The following is an 18,793-nucleotide window of genomic DNA, read 5'->3' on the forward strand; positions in this document are numbered from 1 at the left end:
TCCCCGCGTCAGAACTTGCCCAGCAGGTTCACGAACACGCCCTTGCTCGTGTAGCTCTGGTTCGAAAGGTCGCTGGAAAAGTCGGAAAAGCTGTAGCCCACGCCGACTTTCGCGTTGTTGCCCAGATGGCGATAGACCGCCGCCAGACCGCCCCAGCGGTGATCGCCCGCACGATCGGCGGACAGGTAATGCCCTTCAACCAGCACGTCCCATTGCCGCACCAGCCGCCAGTCGATCCGCGCCACGCCCAGCCAGGTGTTGCTGGTGACGTAGGTATCGCTGTCGCGCGTGAGCGAGACGCTGCCCTTGCGGAAGGCATACTTGCCGCCCAGCGTCAGCGTGCGCGTCAGATCATAGTTCGCGTCGATCGCGAAGATCTGGCTTTTCTGCTTGGGGCTGCCGATCTGCCCGCCCTGCGTCACCTGCCCCACCGGCCCCATGTCCTTGAGGTAGGTATAGCGCGTCAGCAGGTTGAGCCGGTCGTTCGCCACCGGGCGATAGGCGAAGCCGACCGTGCCTTCGACATAGTCGGCGGCGTTGACATCGGCGGTGGTGTTGTCCGCGATGGCGAAGTTCAGCCGCGCCAGCGCGCGCCAGTCCGGGTTGAGCATGACCGAGGCATGGTTGCGGAACAGCCACACGTTCTGGCTGCGCCCCGCCCCCCGCTCGAACCGGCCTTCTACGTTGGTGCCGAACTGCACGCCCTTGCTGGTATAGGCCACGCCGAACGTGGCGGCGGTGCGGCGGAAGCGGCCCGTCGTCACATCGTCGATATGGCCGTTTTCGAACGAGCCGGAGAACGACCAGTGCTCCGTGGGTGTCCAGTCCAGCCCGAAGCTGCGCGTCAGGCTGGGCGCGGTGCCGCCGTGGCCCAGCTTGTTCTCGCCGTGGATCGACAGCGCGGAGGAAAACCGGTGCCGCGCGCCCAGCGTCAGCGTGCCGCGATTGGTGCGGGTGAAGCTGGTGGAAGGCTCCAGCCCCTGGTCGGCCCGGTCGGTGACCAGCGCATAGCCGAGGTAGGTTTCCGAGCCCCGGCCATAACGATGGTTTAGCGTGGCGCTCGCCCCCAGCCCGCCGTCGCCTTCGGATACTTCGGCCGCCAGCGACTGCCGGTCGGAAAGCTCCACCTTTCCGCCCAGCCCCGCGCGGTTGTTGCCGCGCCGGCCGGCGTCGCGGTCCAGCGTCGCCTGCCCGAAGCCATAGACCGACCACTTGCCGTGCTCCGGCTTGTAGCCCAGTTGCAGCGCGGCGTCGGTCCGCTTGCCGCTTTCGGTGCTGTTGTAGGCCAGCCCGACCGCGTCCTGGCTGTAGCGCAGCCCGCCGGCCAGCGTGAAACCGCCGCCCAGCCGCTGCGTCACGTCCGCCGAACCGACCGTGCGGGTGCCGGCCGCATCGGTGCGCAGATGCTGCACCTTGGCCGCCAGCGCGGTGCGGCTGCCGATCGGCAGCGCCAGTTGCGCGCCCCAGCGTTCGGTGGCGCTGGCCGTCAGCTGCGCGTTGGCGCCGAAGCCCGCGTCGAGATGCTCGAACCACGCGGAGAACTTGCCCTTATCGATTCCGGTTCCACCAGCGTCCGCCGGCTTGCCGCCCGCCAGTTCCGCGAAGTTCACCGCCACTTCCGCGCGATAGGCCATGGCCTTCACGTTGGCGCTGCCGGTCGCGCCATAGCTGGCGAAGGTGAGGCCGCCGTCGACCGAGTTCGATTGGCCAAAGCCCGGCCCTTCGGTCTGCGCAACTTCCGCCTTCACATAAGTGCCCGGATGCAACCGCACGGTGGCATCGGTGCCCAGCAGCGTCTGGTCCGCGGTGCCGGTGGTCTCGCGCTGGCCGGTCACGCCCAGGCGCACCGTATTGCCGATCCACGCGGCGGCGCGGCCGCCCACGGTATAGCCCCCCACATCGCCCACCGCCGGGGTGTATTCGTAGTTTGCGACCAGCACCGGCACGCCCGCCGAAGCCGTGCCATCGCGCACTGTCGCACCATCGGCGGCATAGGACGAAAGCGGCTGGAGCAGCGTAAGCCGCCCCTGGAAGTAATCGATGCTGTAGTCTTCCTGCGCCTGCAGGCTGCGGCGCGAAAGCACCACGCCGGTGATCCGGTCGCGCACTTCCACCGCCAGCCGTTCCGATCCCACGGTCACGTCGCGGCGCTGGAGGTAATAGAGCGAACCGCCCGTGCCCCGGAATTCGTCGCGGCCCGGGATCGTGCCGGGATCGGAGGCGAAGGCGGTTACCTGCACCCGGCTTTCGCCGAAGCTGGTGGTCTTCACGCTCTGGTGGCTGACGATCGCGCCGAACGTGCCGCGATTGAGCTGCGCCAGTTCCGCCTGTCGGATATCGGCGACGTAATTGCCGATCAGCAGGCTGGAGCGGTCCTTCTGCACTTTCAGGTAGAACCGCCCCTGCGTCGGCGCATCCTCGACCAGCGCGGAATCGTCGCCATACGTCGTGTAGTATTCGTTGGAATTGAGCCGGCGCAGCAACTGGCGCGGGTCCTTGCGGTCGAGGTTGCTGAACAGGTCCTTGAGCAGCGTTTCGCCGGTGTCGAGCGAACTCGTCACCTTCCATCCGCTGGCGAACGTGCCCTTGGCGTAGAACGCCGCGCGGCCGGTCACATGCTCGCCCGCCGCGATCGGATCGCCGCTGACTTCCACCGCCGGGCCATGGCCCTTGGAGGACACGAACGTCAGATCGCCCTGGCCGACGATGAACCAGTCGCTTTGCTTCACACCGATGTCGCGCATCGCGGTGAATCGGGTCTGTTCGCCCTGCCCCACCGTTACCCACACCTGCCGCGCATCGCGCGCGACGATCTGCTGGCTGACGAACCGCCCGTCGGACTGGAGCGGGATCATCTGCCCGCCCACGCGCACCACTTCCGCGCCAGCGTCGGCATGGCCGGTAACCGTCACCGTCGCGGTCCGCCCGAACGGGATGTTGCGCACCGCCGCCTCGTCGCGCGATCCGAACAGCGGGCGCGGCGGCGGGTTGCCCTCGAACGGGGTATCCACCACGGTCAGTTCCTGCGGCGCGGTCTCGTCGAACAGGCCATCGCGGTCATAGACGCGATAGACGTAGAACAGGTCGCCCCCGGCATCCTCGCCCGGCGTCCAGCGCGCCACGCCGTCGTGGTCGGCGGGCACCACCGCCAGCGGCGTGCCATCGGGAGAGGCATCGGCGCGGAAAATCCGCACCTCGCCACGCGCCACCATCGCGGGGTAGTTGGTATAGCGGATGAACGTGGCGTCCTTCCCGCGCACCACCGCCCGTTCGCTTTCGACCAGCCCCGCCGCGAGGACGGGATCGACCCGCGCGGCATCGGTCCGCACGCGGATGGCATAGGGGTTGTCGGCCGTGAGAGGCGTGGCTGCGACGGCTTCGGCGTGTGGATCGGCCAGGGCGATGTTCAGGCCATCGCCCGCTCCCATCGCGGTGGCCGGCACGGTCTGCGCCGGATCGGGCATGACGTGCCGGGTCGTGCTCTCACCGCACGCGCCGGTCACGCTGACCGCCACCGCGCCGCAGCCGGCCGGGTGCAGTTGCACGGCGGCAAAGCGCCCGGCGGCATCGGCTGGCGCGATCTGGCCGGCGATGCGCACGAGTTGATCCGGCGCGGACGTCTGCCCCTCCACCGCCACCGCCTGCGCGCCGTCGAGCAGGAGCTGACGGATTGCTGCGCTATCGACCATGCCGAAGTCGGCCCGCGCCACCGGCTCGGCAGGGAGCAGGTGCACCGCCGACAAGACCGTGAGCGGCTGCGGCGCGGTCTCGTCGAAGCGGCCTTCCCGGTCGTAGACGCGATAGACGTAGCGCATGGCATCGCCCGCGTACGTGCTGGGCGTCCACCGGATCAGCCCGTTGCGATCGGCCTCCACCACCGCGTGCGGCGGCCCGGCGAGCGGCGCATCCGGCGCGAATACGCGCAGTTCCGCGCGATCGACGAACGCCGGATAGTTGCTGTACCCTAGGAACAGCGCCGCATCGCCGCGCCGCACGGTGCTCTCCGAGCCGACCAGCCCGACCGACAGGACCGGCATGGGCGCGATCGGCACGATGCTGGCCGAGAGCGCGGCAAGGCGTGTCTCCGCGCCCGGCAACGCCGCCCGGTCGGTCAGGTTGGCGCCTATCGCCAGTCTGGAAAGCCGCGCGAAATCGCCTTGCGACGCCACGGAGCCGGGTTGCGGCGCGGCAAAGGCCGGCGTGGCGATCCCAAGCCCGGCCAGCGCGGAAACGCTGGCAAGCAGGGTGGCATGGCGCGCCTTGGACGCGGGCTGCGGGGCCAGGATGGTCTTGCGGTTCATTGGTCTTACTCCTGTCCCGATGCGCTGGTGCGAGCGCTGCCGGCGGCGATCATGTCGATCTCGATCACCGGTGGCGGGCCATCCCAGCCGTTGCGGAACACCTCGCCGATCCGGTCGTGCAGGCTGGCAAGGCGGGCCTCGACCAGCGCGGCGGGTTCACCGGCGGCGGCCGCGTAGGTCGCCCGGATCGCCAGCCTTGCGGCCTTGATCGTCTTCAGGGTTTCCAGCCGCGTGGCGAAGGCGGGCAGCAGATCGGCGCTGCCGGCTGCGAAGGCCCGGGCGTCGATGGCAACCGCCACAACCCGCGCCCGCTGCACGCCGAAGTTCAACTCGCTGATCTTGCCGCGCGTCAGGCGGATCGACTGCGGGTTGTCGGTGGTCGGCGCATAGCCTTCCGGCACCGTCCGCGTGTCGAGCTTGAGCACGTAGTTGGAGCCGATCAGCGCGTTGGGCACGGCGGCACAGGTGATGTGGTAGCGGCCATGATCGTCCGCCGTCACAAGCTGGCCGTTCACCGTGGCGAGGCGCGCGGCCGGGATGCCAGGTTCGCCTGCGTCCTGGTAACCGTTGCCGTTGAGGTCGTCATAAACCTTGCCGATCACTTCGGCGCAGTCGAACAGCGTGCTCGGCACGATCGAGACCACGGCCTGCGCCCGGTTCGAGATGTCCGAGCCGTTCGCCCCGCCCCCGGCGCCACCACTGCGGGCGACGGCGGTGTTGACGCGATCCCCCTCGGTCACGCCCGCGCCGATCACCGCGATGATGCGATAGGTCAGCGTGGTGTTGCCCGGCACGACCTGGCCGTTCCAGCGCAGTTCGCGGTCGCTCGCCACCGGCTCCAGCGGCAGGCCTTCCACCCGTGCCGATCCCGCGACATAGCGGAAGCCCGGCGGAAGGATGTCCACCACCGCCACCCCGGCGCGGGTCAGCGCCTCGGTGTTGCGCACAGTGATGGTGTAAGGCACCAGATCACCCACGTTCGCGGTGCGCTTGTCGCTGGTCTTGGTGACGATCAGCGGCGTGCGCGACAGGAAGGGATCGAGCGGGATGTGGTTGTTCACCACGTTGCCGTCACCCTGCCCCAGCAGGAAGCCGAGGAAATAGGTCGTCGGGTCCGAAGCCTGCGGCGCGCCGGCATTGGCCACCACGGGCGCCAGCTTGCCGCGGCCGGCGGGGTTGAACAGGCCCTGCTGCGCCGCGATCACCGTCGATTCCGGCCCGGAATATCCCGCAGGCGGTGTGATTTTCAGGTGATAGCCGGTGCGTGCCGCCGGGCACTGGGTCGCCGCGCCCGCCACGATGTCGAAGCGGTAGAGACCGTCGGCACCGGTGACCTGGCGTGCCTGGCCCGGATCGATGAAGCAGGTATCCGCCAGCGGCACGCCGCCATCGTCCACCAGCGTCACCACCGCGCCGGGAACCGGGCTGCGGGTGACCGAGTCATAGACCACGCCGGACGGATCGATCGGCATGTTCTGTTCGGCCAGCGTGGCGTTGACCGGCAGCACCGCGCTGTCGATCCGGCCATAGACCACCCCGCTCGCCGCATGGCGGAAGCGAATGGAATAGCCATCGCCGCTCAGCAGGTCCGGAATGCTGTAGAAGCCCTTGGCATCGGTATGCGTGGTGCCGACCACCGCGCCACCGCGCACCACTTCCACGGTCCAGCCTTCCAGCAGCGCCTCGCTGCTTTCGTGCGTGCGGCTGAGGTTGCCGTCGAGATAGACGATGCCCGAAACCGTGCTGCGCGGCGGGATCACGGTAACCGTCATCGTCGCACTGGCGCAGTTGGTGGGGTTCAGCTTCTCGCAGATCCGGTACGGGATGGCGTAAGTGCCGTCGCGCGTGCCCGGTGCGACACCGAGGTTGCCGGTGGCCGGATCGAACGTGAAGCCGGTGGGCAGCGCGTTCACCAGTGCCAGCGTGACCGTGGCCACCGTTGCCGGCTGGCCGTTCAGCGTATCGCCGCCCAGCGCGTTCAGCACGTTGACCGCACCCGAACCGCCGTTGATGCCGGAAACCGTGTCATCCACCGCCACGATGGGCGCGGGAATGACCGTGACGCTGACCTTGGCGGTCGCGCAGTTGGTGGGATTCAGCTTCTCGCAAATCTGGTAGTCGAAGCTGTAGGTGCCCGCCGGCGTGCCTGGCTTGACCGAGACATCGCCCGTGGCCGTATCGAACGCCAGCCCGGCCGGCAGCGTCGCCCCCGGCGCAAGGCCGATGGTGACGGTCGCCGGGGTCGCGGCCGCGCCGTTGCGGGTATCCCCGCCCAGCACGTTGACCACGTTCGCCGCGCCCGATGCTCCGTTGATGCCGGTGGCGCTGTCATCCTTCGCCGTGATCGGCCCGGCGCTGACCGGCACGGTCACCTTTGCTGTCGAACAGTTCGTCGGGTTCAGCTTCTCGCAGATGCGATAGTCGATGGTGTAAGTGCCCGCCGGGGTATCCGCCGGCACGCTGACCAGGCCCGTGGCCGGATCGAGCACCGGCACGGCGCCACCATTGATCGGCGTGGCCGGCGTGACGACCGAGATCGTGACCGTGCCCTTGTCGGCCGGCGCACCGTTCAGCGTGTCGTTGCCCAGCACGTCGATCACGCCCGCGCCACCCTGGCCGCCATTGACCGGCGGAACGGTGTCGTTGGTCGCGACGATGGGCGCGGCCACCACGGTCACGCTGGCCGTGGCCGTCGCGCAGTTGGTGGGATTCAGCTTTTCGCAGATCGTGTAATCAAAGCTGTAGGTGCCCGCCGGCGTCCCCGGCTTGACCGAGACCGCGCCCGTGGCGGGATCGAACGTCAGCGTTGCAGGCACCGAGGCGCCCGAGGCCACCGCGATCGTGACCGTTCCCGTGGTGGCGGCCACGCCGTTGAGCGTATCCCCCCCCAGCACGTTGAGCACGCCCGCCGCGCCCGATGCACCGTTGATGCCGGTCGCGCTGTCAGGGGTGGCGACGATGGGCGCGGCCACCACCGTCACGCTGGCCGTGGCCGTCGCGCAGTTGGTGGGGTTCAGCTTTTCGCAGATCGTGTAGTCGAAGTGATAGGTGCCCGCCGGCGTGCCCGGCTTGACCGAGACCGCGCCCGTGGCGGGGTCGAATGTCAGCACCGCAGGCACCGTCGATCCGGCGGCAACGGCGATGGACACCGTCCCCGTGGTCACCGCCACCCCGTTCAGCCGGTCGTCCGACAGAACGTTGAGCACGCCCGAGCCGCCCGCCGCGCCGTTGATGCCGGTCGCGCTGTCATTCCCCGCCGTGATCGCCGCCGCCGTTACCGGCACGGTGATCCTGGCGGTGGCGCAATTGGCCGGGTTCAATTTTTCGCAGATCCGGTAATCGATGGTGTAAGTGCCCGAAGGCGTTCCCGCCGGCACGCTGACCTTGCCCGTTGCCGTATCGAGCACGGGCACCGGATTGCCACCCACCGCTGTGGCCGGGGTAACGACCGTCATCGTCACGTCGGCCAGTTTGGCCTGCGCGTTGTTGAGCGCGTCCCCGTCCAGCGCGTCGACCACGTCGGCGGCGCCGGTCGCCCCCGTGAGGGGCGAGGAGGCATCGTCGTCCGCCGTGATCGGCGCGGCGACCACGGTTACCGTCGCGGTCGCAATGGAGCAGTTGGTCGGATTGAGCTTCTCGCAGATCCGGTAGTCGAAGTGATAGGTTCCCGCCGGTGTGTTCGGCGCGACTGAGACGTTGCCCGTCGCCGGATCGAACGTGAGCCCGGCCGGGACCGTGGCACCGGGCGCGAGCGTGATCGCCACCGTCGATGTCGTGGCCGGCGCGCCGTTCAGCGTATCGCCCGCCAGGACGTTGAGCACATTGCTACCGCCCAGCGTCCCGTTGACCCCGCCAACCGTGTCGTTCACGGCCGCGATCACGCCAGCCACCACCGTCACGCGCGCTTCGGCGGTGGCGCAGTTGGTCGGGTTGATCGTTTCGCAGATGCGGTAGTTGAACAGATAGGTGCCCGCCGGAGTCCCCGGCTTGACCGAGACCGCGCCGGTGGCGGTATCGAAGGTCAGTTCGGACGGCACGGTCGAACCGGGCGCCACCGCGATGGTGACGGTGCCCGTGGTCGCCGCCGCGCCGTTGCGCGTGTCGCCCGTCAGCACATTCAGCACTCCGGTCGCGCCCGCCGCGCCGTTGATGCCGGTCGCGCTGTCGTTGACCGCCGCGATCGCGCCGGCGACGACCGAGACGGTCTCCGTGGCGATGGCGCAGTTGGCCGGATTCAGCTTTTCGCAGATCTGGTAGTTGAAGCTGTAGGTGCCGGCCGGCGTATCGGCATGGACCGAAACCTTGCCGGTGGCGGTATCGAACGTCAGCACCGAAGGCACCGTCGATCCGGTGGCAACGGCAATGGTCACCATGTCAGTCGTCGCCGCGGCGCCGTTGACGGTATCGCCGGTCAGCGCGGACAGGACGTCCGCCGCGCCGGTGGCGCCGTTGATCCCGCTGATCGTGTCGTTGGTGGCGGTGACCGGCGATGCGGTGACGATCACCGTTACGCGCGCCGTGGCGCACGTCGCGGCATCGGCCTTGTCGCAGATGCGATAGTCGATGGTGTAAGTGCCCGCCGGCGTACCCGGCGCCACGCTGACCAGACCGGTCGCGGTATCCATCGTCACACCGGGATTCGTCGCCGGGGTCACGATCGTGGTGACTATCTTCGCCGGATCGACGGCAGCGTTGTTGACGGTATCGTTGGCAAAGGCATTGACGATGTTCGTCTGACCGGTCGCGCCGTTGACGGCTGGCGGGTTGTCGTTGACCGCCATGATCACCGCGCTGGCGTGATCCTGGAACAGGTAACCGGTCGCAGCAGTCTGCGCCGCCAGCACGATGCCGCCGATGGTGTTCTCCGCCGGGGTGTTGCCACGGACCGCGTTGTTGACAGTGCCGCCGGCGCTGCCCGCGGTTTCGTTGAGGTCGTAGAAGTTGGTCGGCTGCGTTTCGACGATCGCATAGCCCGCCGCGTCCGAAGGCGGCAGCACGTCGAACACGAACGCCCCCGACGCATTGGTGATGGCCGTGGCCGAAACCGCGTTGCCATAGATGTCGGTGCCGGTCAGCGACACGGTGACCCCGGCAATGCCTTCGCCGCCGTTGAACACGTTGTTGTCGTTGTTGTCGGCATAGACCGTGCCCGCGATCGACGAAGGCTTGATCTGGACGACCGCCGACTGGCTGTTGTTGGTGTTGTCGGCATCCTCGCTCAGCGGATCGCCGCTGCCGTCAAGGCCGGGGGTGATCGTGGCGGTGTCGGTCGCGTCCATCGGCGAAAGCGCGCCGCTGTAGGGGCCTTGTGCCTTGGCGCGGACTTTCAGGTCCACAAGCTGCGCGGCGCCCACGGGGAAGCTGCCGTCGATATCGCAGGTGATCGTGGTCGTGCCCGAACAGGTCAGGCCCGAAACGCTGGCGCCGCTGCCGCCGGGAATGGCGGTCGAAGGCGCGGGGGCCGCGGCATAGACGAAGCCGGCGGGCAGCACGTCGGTCACGCGCACCCGCGTTGCGGTGGAAGGCCCGTTGTTGCGGAAGCGGATGGTGAATTCGACCGGTTCGTTGACGTTGCGCATCAGCGCTCCGGTGCGCGTCTTGCTCACGATCTGGAGATCGGTGGACGGCCGGATCGTCGTCGTCTGCACCGCGCGGTTGTTGGCCGTCTGCGAATCCGCGCCCGTGCCGTTCCACACCGGCTGTTCGGCCGAGGTCACTTCCGCCGCGTTGCTGTAGGTAACCGGGGCCGAAGGCGGCGTGCCGCCGATGGCGAAGACCAGCCGGAACACCACCTGCCGCGAAGGATCGAGGTAGTTGGCATCCGCGTTCGACGCATCGATGCGGCACACATAGGTCGCGCCCGAAGGCGTACACCCTGCGTTGGGCGCCGCCTGGAGCGACAGCCCGCCGTTGGCGGGGACGGGGTTCACCGTCACCGACTGCAGCGTGGTCGTCAGCCCGGCCGGCGGCGAGGGAATGTCGGTCACGATCACGTTGGTGGCGCGCGAAGGGCCGTAGTTGGAAACGCGGATGTCGTAATTCAGCGTCTCGTCGAACCGCACCGGATCGTCGTTTACCGGGTCGCTTTCGGTCTTGGTCACGGCCAGATCGAACGCCGGGCCGTTCACGGTGTGGTTCAGCGTGAAGGCGTTGTTGCCCGCGTTGGGATCGCTGCCGCCGTTGGCGTCGAGCGTCGAGGTGGTGACGGTAGCCTTGTTCGCCTGCGTCGCCGGCAGCGTGGCCACCGTCTCGGAACCGAACGGGTACTTCGGCAGCACATCGATGCTGATCTGCCGCACCTCGGTCCGCGCGAACTGGCCCATGGCGCAGGTCACGGTCCCCGTGGCCTGCACGACCGAACAGCTTGCGCCGGGCTTGGTCGTGCTCGGCGTACCGGTGATCTGGAACCGCGCCGGATCGATCACGTCGACCACCTGCACGTTGTCCGCCGGGTTGGCGCCATCGTTGCGCACGCTGATGATATAGGTGGCAGGCACGCCCACGCGCACCGGATCGGGCGTTACCGACTTGGAATTGATCGTCATGTCGGCCACCGCGCCCACGCTGAAGTTCGCGGAATCGCTGTTGTTGGCGTTGTTGGTCTCGGTCGTGTCGGGCGAGAACACCGAGGCGAAGTTGGTGTAGGAACCGCTTTCGAACGGCCGGTCCACGCGGATCACCAGCGTTTCGGTGGCGCCCGCCGCCAGGTTGGACAGCGCCCAGGTGACGAGCCCGTTCCACTGGTTGTAGCTCATGCTGCCCGAACTGACGCTGTTCTGGTTGACGGCGGTGACGTAGCTGCCGCTGGTGATGAAATCGGGAATGGCGTCGGTCACGTAAACCGTGCGCGCCAGGTCGCCGCCGGCGGCATTCGATACGCGCAGGCGGATGTAATAGCTGCCGTCGGTGTTCGCGACCGTCAGGTTATGGGTCCAGCCGCCAGAGGGCGAAAGGCTCATGTCCTTGGCGATGGAAATGTCCGCCGCCTTGGTCGTGGAACGCACACCGGCTGAGCGGCAATCGTTGCCGGTGTGGCTGGCGGGCGAGGACGGCGTGTGGCCCGAACCGGCGGTACGGTCGGTACAGGCCGTGTTGACCACGTCCGTATCGACACCCGTTCCCGCCTTGGTGACGAGCGACAGGTACAGCAAGTCCCCGACCTGCAGCGTCCCCGAATCCGTCGTCTGGCAGGTGACCACCACGCCGGAGACCGAGCAGGACCAGTTGCCCGAAACACTGACGTAGGTTTCGTCGGCGCTCAGCGTGTCGGTCACGCGGATCGGCGTGGCCGGGGTCCAGCTGGCTGCGGACGGCCCCAGGTTGCGCACCACGATGGTGCTGGTGATGTCCGCGCCGGGCGCGACGGGGCTGGGGCTCTTGGACTTGGAATAGAGTTCAAGGTCCGCGTTCGGCAGCACCACCTGGAAAGGCGCGGAGGCATCGTTGTTGCTCATATCCGGATCGTTGAACCCGCTGGGCGGGGTCACGTGCGCGGTATTGGTCAGGACGCCTGCGGTTGCCGACGCGCCCGTTACCGGAATGACGAAATCCACCTGCCCCGTGGCGACAATCGACGCCGCCGTACAGGTCACCGTCTGGCCGGATCGCGCGCAGCCGGAGGGCAATGCGCCGATCGTCAGCGAACTGTCGATGGTGTCGGCGATCTTCGTTCCCGCTGGCGTCGTCTGCGGCCCGGTATTGCGGATCGACAGCACGATGTTGCCGCCCTGCCCCACGGTGATCGTGGAAGTCATCGACTTGATCGCCTGAAGATCGGCGCCCGCCTCGACATTGGTCACGACGGTGTTGGAGATGTTGTTGCCCGATGCCGGATCGAGCACCAGCGGATCGGTGATGCTCACTGCCGCGATGTTGCTGATCGTGCCGGCGGTGTTCTTGGTGATCTTGCCGCTGATCGTGATCGCCGGAAAGCTGCCGCCGACCGCCGGTGCGCTACCGCTGTAGTCGCAGGTCAGCGTGGTCCCGGAAAGGTTGCAGGTCCACCCCGAGCCCGTGGCGGACTGGAACTGGAAGTCGCTGGCGGCGGGAAGGTTGTCGACCACGCGGATCGCCGCGGTGGTGTTCGGCCCGTTGTTGGTCGCGGACAGGGTATATTGCAGAATGCCGCCGGCCGGCACGCTGGAAGCCGATCCGGCTTTCACCAGCGCGATGTCCGCACCCGCCCGCACCGTGGGCGTGATAGTCAGGCTGTCGTTCCCCGGATTGGAATCGCTGTTCCCGGCTGCGGCTATGGTCGCGGTCGAGTTGCTGGCGCCCGGCGTCTTGGCGGTCGCCTTGAAGCTGAAAGTCCGGGCATTGGCCACCCCACCGCCCGGCAGGGTCGTCAGGGTACAGGTCAGCGTCTGGCTGCCTGGCGTGCCGGACAGCGCGCAATACGAAGGGATGTCGCCCGCCGTACCGGCAACCTCGAAGTTGCCCGGCACCGCGATCGTGACCACGGCGTTGCTGACCGTCGGGGTACTGTTATTTGCGACGGTGACTGAAAAAGTCGCCTGGGCGCCCGAGCCTATTGGATCAGGGTCGGCTGAATACTGTGAAACCTGCAAGTCTGCGGCGTAAGCCATCCCGCCAAGCAGGAAAACATACAGTCCGATAAATACGCGTATTACCGCGATCGACTTTGTAAATTTCATAATAAACCGACCCCTCGTCGCGCAATTTTCGTCGCGACAGACGCCAGTCGGATAAGTAAATAGTGGTTAATTCCCGGTAATTATTTACCCAGTTGTAAAACGCATTAAATATCCGTTTTACGCTGCATCTTTTTTAAGAGACAATCAAGCACCGGAAAATAAATGAAAAAATCCGCATCATAAACATAGTCCGTTTCGGATACTGGAAACCCTCTGCCGGAAACACGGAACACCCGCGATCACGGGGCCTGGCGGCTGGCAATGCCGCGCCCGGCAGGATCAGATGCGCTCGGCCTGCGCCACGGCGTCGCTGGCGCGCAAGGCGCTGATGATGCGCGTCAGATGCGCCAGATCGCGCACTTCCAGATCCACCTCGTAGGTATGGAACGGGTTTTCGCGCTGGGTCATTTCCAGATTGACAACGTTGGCGTGGTTCTTGGCGAAGATCCCCGCCATTTCCGCCAGCGTGCCGGGGCGATTGTAAAGCTCGGCGCGCAAGCGGCCGATCGCGCCGTCAGTCCGCGCATCCCACGAAAGGTCGATCCAGTCGGCATCGATCCCGTTGGCAAGGTTGAGGCAGTCGATCGCGTGGACTTCCACGCCCTTGCCCGGCCGGCGCAGCCCGACGATGCGATCGCCGGGCACCGGATGGCAGCAGGCGGCAAGCTGGAACGCCATGCCCGGAGTCAGTCCGCGCACCGCGATCGCGCGCTTCTGCTTGGGCCAGTGATCGGGATCGGGCAGGTTCGCCGCGCTGCCCGGCATCAGGGCTTCCATCACCTGCCGGTCATCGACCTTGGCCGATCCGACGGCGAACATCAGGTCTTCCTCGCCCGCCATCTTCAGCCGCTTGATCGCGTCAGCCAGCGCCTTCTTGCCCACCGTGCCGGGCAGGCGCTCGACGATCTCCTCATAGAGCTTGCGCCCGATGGCGGCGACTTCGGCGCGTTCCTTCTGGCGCACGAAACGGCGGATGGAGGCCCGCGCCTTGCCCGTGACGGCGAAGGCGAGCCATGAAAGCTGCGGCTCCGAAGTCCGGCTCTTGATGATCTCCACCACATCGCCGTTGTTGAGCGGCGTGCGCAGCGGCACGTGCCGCCCGTTGATCTTCGCGCCCACCGCCTGCGCGCCCAGATTGGTGTGAACGGCAAAGGCGAAGTCGATCGGCGTCGCGCCCTTGGGCAGCTGGAACAGCGCCCCCTTTGGCGTGAAGGCGAAGATGCGATCCTGATAGATCGCCATCTTGGTGTTTTCGAGCAGTTCGTCGGGATCGTTGCTGGCTTCGAGGATTTCCAGCAGATCGCGCAGCCAGCCCACCTGCCCGTCGGGCGTGACCCCGCCCTGCTTGTACGACCAGTGCGCGGCCAGACCGAACTCGTTGGTCTCGTGCATCGCGCGCGTCTTGATCTGCACTTCCACGCGCATGGCGTTGTTGTAGATCAGCGAGGTGTGCAGGCTCTTGTAGCCGTTCATCTTCGGCGTGGAGACGTAGTCCTTGAACCGGCCCGGGATCATCTGCCAGGTGCGGTGCAGGATGCCCAGCGCCTTGTAGCAATCGTCCTCGTTCTCGGTCAGCACGCGGAAGGCCATGATGTCGGTGATCTGCTCGAAGCTGACATGGCGCTCGGCCATCTTCTTCCAGATCGAATAGGGGTGCTTCTCGCGGCCCGAGACTTCCACCCTTAGGCCCGCTTCGGCCAGCGCCTGCTTGATCTCCAGCGCGATCGCCCCGACCTGGCCGTTCTCCTCGCTGCGGATCGCGGCGAGACGCCCGCTGATCGTGGCATAGGCTTCGGGTTCGAGCTGCTCGAAGGCCAGCAACTGCATCTCGCGCATGTATTCGTACATGCCCACGCGCTCGGCCAGCGGGGCATAGATATCCATCGTCTCGCGCGCAATGCGGCGGCGCTTTTCCTCGCTCTTGATGAAATGAAGCGTACGCATGTTGTGCAGGCGATCGGCCAGCTTGACGAGCAGGACGCGCAAGTCCTCGCTCATCGCCAGCAGGAACTTGCGCAGGTTCTCGGCGGCGCGCTCGTTGTCGCTCATCGTCTCGATCTTCGAGAGCTTGGTCACGCCATCGACCAGCCTCGCGACATCGGCGCCGAACAGCCGCTCGATCTCATCGACCGTCGCCAGCGTATCCTCCACCGTATCGTGGAGCAGCGCCGTCACCACCGTCGCCTGGTCGAGCTTCAGCTCGGTCATCAACCCGGCGACTTCCACCGGGTGCGAGAAATAGGGATCGCCCGATGCGCGCTTCTGAGTGCCGTGCTTCTGCACGGTATAGACATAGGCGCGGTTGAGGATAGCCTCATCCGCGTCCGGATCATAGGCAAGCACCCGTTCGACAAGTTCGTACTGACGTAGCATGTCCTGCCTAAATGGGCGGAACCATGCGGTCAGGGCAAGGGGTAAAGGTCGCGGAAATGCTGATCAGTGTAATCGCTTAGGCGCGCAGCAGCGCCGCATGGGGCGCCACGTCCTCCGGCAGCACGTCGCCAAGGCGCGGATCGGGGAACACTTCCACCGCCCGCGCATAGGGCACGAAGCCTTGCGAGACATAGAACGGCAGCGCCTGCGGGCCATCGAGCGTGCAGGTATGCACCCATACCCGGCCCACGCCCTCGCGCCAGGCCAACTGCAAGGCCTTGCGCATCAGCCACTTGCCCAGTCCTTTCCCGGTCGCGCCCGGAATCAGGCCAAAGAACGTGATCTCGCATTCGCCGGACACGCGGAAGTCCAGTTCAAGCATCCCCACTTCCACGCGGGCGCGATCGACCACCGCGAAGACGTGGACCTGCGGATCGTGGACGATCGCGGCGAGTTCGCCATCATCCTTCACCAGCCGTGACCACCACAGCCACGGCGCGCCGACACGGCGGTAGAGCATCCGGTATTTCTCGATCGCCGGCGCTTCCCAGCGGACAAGCTGCACCGGCACATCGCCTTCCGGCACCAGCCGCCGCAACGCCGCGGGCTTCTCGCGCATTTCCAGCGCGGTCACCACGCAGGCGAGATCGCCGGGGCGGACGGCATGGTAGCCGGGGGCGAGAGGTTCGGGGTGGTCGTAGTCCAACCGTCAGCTCCACACCGCTTCGGGCGGCAGGCTCATCAGAATCGCGTCGATGTTCCCGCCGGTCTTCAGGCCGAACAGCGTGCCCCGGTCATAGACCAGGTTGAATTCGGCATAGCGGCCGCGCCATTCGAGCTGGCGCTGCTTCTCCTCGGGCGTGAAGTCCATCCCCATGCGCCGGCGCACCAGCCTGGGGAACACGTCGAGGAATGCCTCGCCCACATCGCGGGTGAAGGCGAAGTTGGCGGCGAAGCCATTGAGGTCGGCGCATTCGAGGTGATCGTAGAAGATACCGCCCACGCCCCGGTGCACCTTGCGGTGGGGAATGTAGAAATAGTCGTCCGCCCACTTCTTGAAGCGCGGATAGTACTCCCCGTCATGCGCGTCGCATGCCGCCTTGAACGCGGCGTGAAATTCGGCGGTATCCTCTTCATAGGGAAGCGGCGGATTGAGATCGCCGCCGCCGCCGAACCAGGCCTTGCTGGTGGTGAGAAAGCGCGTGTTCATGTGAACGGCCGGAACGTGCGGATTGGCCATGTGCGCGACCAGGCTGATCCCGGTAGCCGTGAACACCGGGTTTTCCGGGTCCGCACCGTTGATCGTCTTGGCGAATTCCGGGCTGAACGCGCCGCCCACGGTGGAGACGTTGACGCCCACCTTCTCGAACACCTTGCCCTTCATCACGCCACGCACGCCGCCGCCGGGGTTCGCATTGGCGTCGTTTTCCGCCGGTTCGCCCGCCTGTTCGCGGCTCCAGGGCGTATAGACGAAAGCCGCGTCGCTGCCGGCCTCGCGCTCGATCGCCTCGAACGCGGCGCAGATGCGGTCGCGCAGCGATTCGAACCAGTGGCGGGCTTGGGCGGTCTGTTCGGTCCAGTCGGTCATGCCGGGCGCTTGCCAAATCACGCCCCCTGCGGCAAGGGAAACCCATGGTTCCCTTTTCGTTCGCCCATCGCGAGTTTCGGCTCGGCACGCGGATCGGCGATGGCCGCGCGCTGTACTGGCCGGACGAACAGGCCCTGCTGGTCGCGGACCTGCATCTCGAAAAGGCCAGTTTCTACGCGCGTTTCGGACAGATGCTGCCACCCTATGACAGCCGCGAAACGCTGGAACGCATCGCGCGCGCCATCCGGGAAACCGGCGCGCGGCGCGTGTTCTGCCTGGGCGACAGTTTCCATGACCGCTTCGGCGCGGAAAGGCTGGAACCCCACGCCGCCGGCATGCTGGCGGCGCTGACGCGCGCCACCGACTGGGTGTGGATCACCGGGAACCATGACGAAGATGTGGCCGATCATCCCGGCGGCACGCGGGTCGAAGAACTCGCCGTCAGCGGCATCGTGCTACGGCACGAGGCGAAGGCGGGGGAAGTAGCCCCCGAACTTTCCGGCCATTTCCACCCCAAGCTGCGCCTGGCCGTGCGCGGCCGCAACATCGCGCGCCCGTGCCTGGTGGTCGGCAAAAGCGATGGCGGAGCGCACGGCGGCCGCATGATCCTGCCCGCGATCGGCGCACTGACCGGCGGCATGGACGCGGCCGATCCCGCGATCCTCGCCGCCATGCAGCCCGCTACCGAGATCGAGGCGCTGGTGCCTGCGGCGGATCGGCTGGCGCGCTTCCCGCTCTGGCGCCAGCCGGCACAAACCGGGGCATGACCGCGCATGGTCCGCGCTGGCGACATTGGCTGGCGCGCTTCGGCTGGGCCGAGGCTTGCGGCTTCGCCGGGAGCTATGCCGGCTTCTTCGCCCTGTCCGCCGCCGGTGCCGGGCCGGAACTGGCCGCGTTCGGCGCGGCGCTCGGCGAGAATGTCGGGTACTATGGCACGATCTTCCTGCGCGACTGGCGCGCCCTGCCAAGCGGTGAACGTCGGCTGCGCCCCGTGCTGCTCGCCATGCTCCACGATTTCGGCATAGCCGAAGCGCTCGATACGCTGGTCGTCCGCCCGGCTATCACGTTGTCCACCGTTTCCTTGCTCGGGGAAGCACTGGGAGTCGGTGCCGGCAAGATCGCGGCCGATGTCGTGTTCTACGCGCTGGCGCTGCTGTTTTACGAACGCCGGCGCGCCCGCGAGGGCCGCCGCTGACGGCTCCAATCCGCCTCCCCACCCTTGAATCACGCCCTGAAAACCCCACATTCGGCGCTTGGCCCTTTATCTGCGACCGCAATGTGATATGAGCGCGCCAAAATCACCTTTCGAGCAACTGCAGGAGAACGCACTATAGCTCCCCCACCCCGGCGCATGATGGCGCCCCCCGTCAAGAGCGGGCCGCGCTACAACCAGCTCATCAACGTGCCCAAGGTGCGCGTGATCGATGAGAACGGTGAAAATCTCGGCGTCATGTACACGCGCGAGGCTATCGAACAGGCAGCCGAAGTCGGACTGGACCTGGTCGAGGTTTCGCCCAACGCCGATCCGCCGGTCTGCAAGTTCCTTGATGTCGGCAAGTTCCGGTACGAGGCCCAGAAAAAGGCCAATCTTGCCCGCAAGACCCAGAAGACGCAGGAGATCAAGGAGATCAAGATGCGTCCGAACATCGATGATCACGACTATGACGTGAAGATGCGCAACGTGCAGCGCTTCATCGAGGAAGGGGACAAGGTGAAGGTCACGCTGCGCTTCCGCGGGCGCGAGCTGTCGCACCAGCAACTCGGCATGAACCTGCTGCGCCGCGTGCAGGACGACGTGGCGGAAATCGCCAAGATCGAAGCCTTTCCCCGCATGGAAGGCCGCCAGATGCTGATGGTGCTGGCGCCGAAATAAGCGC

The 18,793-nt window shown here is 66.8% G+C and carries 8 protein-coding genes; 3 read left to right on the forward strand and 5 right to left on the reverse strand.

Annotated elements, in window-relative coordinates; translation table 11 throughout:
• Positions 1 to 8: 8 nt before the first annotated feature.
• The 5 genes from NMD1_RS18950 to hemF form a co-directional block, all read right to left on the reverse strand.
• The gene (locus NMD1_RS18950; protein ID WP_125956493.1) at positions 9 to 4,301 is read right to left on the reverse strand and encodes a TonB-dependent receptor; all 4,293 of its coding nucleotides are present in this window, start codon (positions 4,299 to 4,301) and stop codon (positions 9 to 11) included.
• 5 nt (positions 4,302 to 4,306) lie between these two features.
• The gene (locus NMD1_RS18955) at positions 4,307 to 12,955 is read right to left on the reverse strand and encodes an SdrD B-like domain-containing protein (protein WP_125956496.1); all 8,649 of its coding nucleotides are present in this window, start codon (positions 12,953 to 12,955) and stop codon (positions 4,307 to 4,309) included.
• Positions 12,956 to 13,234: 279 nt separating this feature from the next.
• Entirely contained in the window at positions 13,235 to 15,328 is a 2,094-nt protein-coding gene (locus tag NMD1_RS18960) for a bifunctional (p)ppGpp synthetase/guanosine-3',5'-bis(diphosphate) 3'-pyrophosphohydrolase (protein ID WP_125956498.1), read from the reverse strand.
• Between the two features lie 76 nt (positions 15,329 to 15,404).
• Complete coding sequence (locus tag NMD1_RS18965) at positions 15,405 to 15,947, reverse strand: N-acetyltransferase (protein ID WP_124808516.1); 543 nt, start codon at positions 15,945 to 15,947, stop codon at positions 15,405 to 15,407.
• Between the two features lie 90 nt (positions 15,948 to 16,037).
• Positions 16,038 to 16,916: an oxygen-dependent coproporphyrinogen oxidase gene (gene hemF, locus NMD1_RS18970; protein ID WP_125956500.1), complete on the reverse strand. Its 879-nt coding sequence runs from the start codon at positions 16,914 to 16,916 to the stop codon at positions 16,038 to 16,040.
• A 44-nt stretch (positions 16,917 to 16,960) separates the two neighbouring features.
• Here hemF and pdeM point away from each other — a divergent pair, with 44 nt between their 5' ends.
• The 3 genes from pdeM to infC all read left to right on the forward strand — a co-directional run bounded on the left by pdeM (position 16,961) and on the right by infC (position 18,789).
• The gene (gene pdeM / locus NMD1_RS18975; RefSeq protein ID WP_124808500.1) at positions 16,961 to 17,683 is read left to right on the forward strand and encodes a ligase-associated DNA damage response endonuclease PdeM; all 723 of its coding nucleotides are present in this window, start codon (positions 16,961 to 16,963) and stop codon (positions 17,681 to 17,683) included.
• Complete coding sequence (locus NMD1_RS18980) at positions 17,680 to 18,111, forward strand: hypothetical protein (protein ID WP_125956502.1); 432 nt, start codon at positions 17,680 to 17,682, stop codon at positions 18,109 to 18,111. Before pdeM ends, NMD1_RS18980 begins: the two co-directional genes overlap by 4 nt.
• Positions 18,112 to 18,267: 156 nt before the next feature.
• Positions 18,268 to 18,789: a translation initiation factor IF-3 gene (gene infC / locus NMD1_RS18985; RefSeq protein ID WP_124808498.1), complete on the forward strand. Its 522-nt coding sequence runs from the start codon at positions 18,268 to 18,270 to the stop codon at positions 18,787 to 18,789.
• Positions 18,790 to 18,793 lie beyond the last annotated feature (4 nt).

Origin of the sequence: Novosphingobium sp. MD-1, from assembly GCF_001014975.1 — a bacterium.
GTDB lineage: Bacteria > Pseudomonadota > Alphaproteobacteria > Sphingomonadales > Sphingomonadaceae > Novosphingobium.